Here is a 1,336-nt window from a genome sequence, read left to right on the forward strand (position 1 = left end):
AAGTCCCTTGTACATATTAATGCTGACATCATTTTTCATACAGCAAAGGTAAACATCTTTACGGAAAATCTATCATGTATCGTTGATATATTTGGGTAGGGATGCCACGGACTTTATCGGATGAGCCGAAAATAGAGAATATGAAGAGATTGCCGGGACTTAAACCAATTAATTATAAAAAGGAACGGGTCGGCACAAAGAAGTATTCTACAGATAATGTACGTGACGAAATAGCTAAAAACTATAATATACAAACAAAAGACCTTGACGCAAGAATCTCAGAGAAATATCCGGTAATGGCATATCCCGTATTGCCAGACCCCACATATTTCTATCTAAAGGAACAGTCAGTAAGGTTTATGATACCATCAGTGGACAGTCTGAAGAATAACACCATCTCCTGCTTCTACACCAATCCAGCCTTTGAAGAGGCATATTTGGCTGGTATGAACACTGAGATGGGCAAGGAGCTTCTGTGGAGAGAATATCCTACGGACGAGCGAGGATCTTACTTCCGCAAGTTCTGGGACGTTCCTGAAGATCCGGACACCATCGACGAAACTTACTTTGACGTTAAGGAGCTGCATAAATGGCATGACCGTCTTGGAAAGAACCACATGAAGAACTCCAAGAGGATGGTGTTTGTGGTGAACGGCGATCTTATGCGTGTTTATCCTAACACCACTGTATATCTCTCGTCTTATCGCAACGGTCAGCTCATTCATGTCATGGAGCCGAGCATTATGGGGTGGGCAAGGGACAATACTTACCTTGTGGGATTCGACGTACAGAACGAAAAAGAGATAATCAACTATTATCTTACCTTCGAGGAGCTTGACCGTTCATTGCGCTTCAGCCATAAGAGTCATGAGGGCAAGACATGCAACTATGAGAACGGCGGTATGTATGCAAGGCATCATCGCGTGGATGTCACCGTGTTCGGACTGCCGGTAAGTGGCATCATAAAGAAATAGGAATTACTAAAAACAGCGGAACTATGAACAAGAATCAAGATATACTCAAGAAATACTTTGAGGTTCAGATAAAGAAGGTCCCAGCCCGTAACGGACTGATGCTCCTGCCCCTTCGCATAGAGACCCGTTTTGCCGAAAACAGAAAGGTGATTGTGCGAAACCAGCCCGATTCTGTCTTATTCATATTCATGGAGTTATGGCAGATGGCTGACGAGGGCGTAAGCATAGAAAAAATGGCTCACCTGAAAAAGTGTGTGGATTAAGCATACAATCTTGTTAGTCTGAAGAGAAAGAATTTCTTGTCAATGATACCCCGAAGTTGTGCTCTGAAATGCTTGACTTTTGCATTGAAAGATTCTGCA

2 protein-coding genes and 1 pseudogene are annotated in these 1,336 nt (G+C 42.9%); 2 read left to right on the forward strand and 1 reads right to left on the reverse strand.

The features are described 5' to 3' along the window. The first annotated feature begins 140 nt into the window (after positions 1-140). Positions 141-974 carry a hypothetical protein gene (locus CHL74_RS15375; RefSeq protein ID WP_094882021.1) on the forward strand — a complete coding sequence of 278 codons (834 nt, stop codon included), beginning with the start codon at positions 141-143 and terminating at the stop codon, positions 972-974. A gap of 23 nt (positions 975-997) precedes the next feature. Further along, positions 998-1,237, forward strand: a complete 240-nt coding sequence (locus CHL74_RS15380; RefSeq protein WP_094882022.1) for a hypothetical protein — start codon at positions 998-1,000, stop codon at positions 1,235-1,237. Here CHL74_RS15380 and CHL74_RS16530 read toward each other — a convergent pair. Next, positions 1,234-1,336: pseudogene (locus CHL74_RS16530) on the reverse strand (ISAon1 family transposase); the annotation flags it as partial. The gene CHL74_RS15380 and the pseudogene CHL74_RS16530 overlap by 4 nt on opposite strands.

This window comes from Prevotella sp. 885 (assembly GCF_002265625.1).
Taxonomy (GTDB): Bacteria; Bacteroidota; Bacteroidia; order Bacteroidales; family Bacteroidaceae; genus Prevotella.

Coding starts and splice junctions, on each gene's coding strand:
- CHL74_RS15380 (WP_094882022.1), top strand. CDS start 998: ATGAACAAGAATCAAGATATACTCAAGAAATACTTTGAGGTTCAGATA.
- CHL74_RS15375 (WP_094882021.1), top strand. CDS start 141: ATGAAGAGATTGCCGGGACTTAAACCAATTAATTATAAAAAGGAACGG.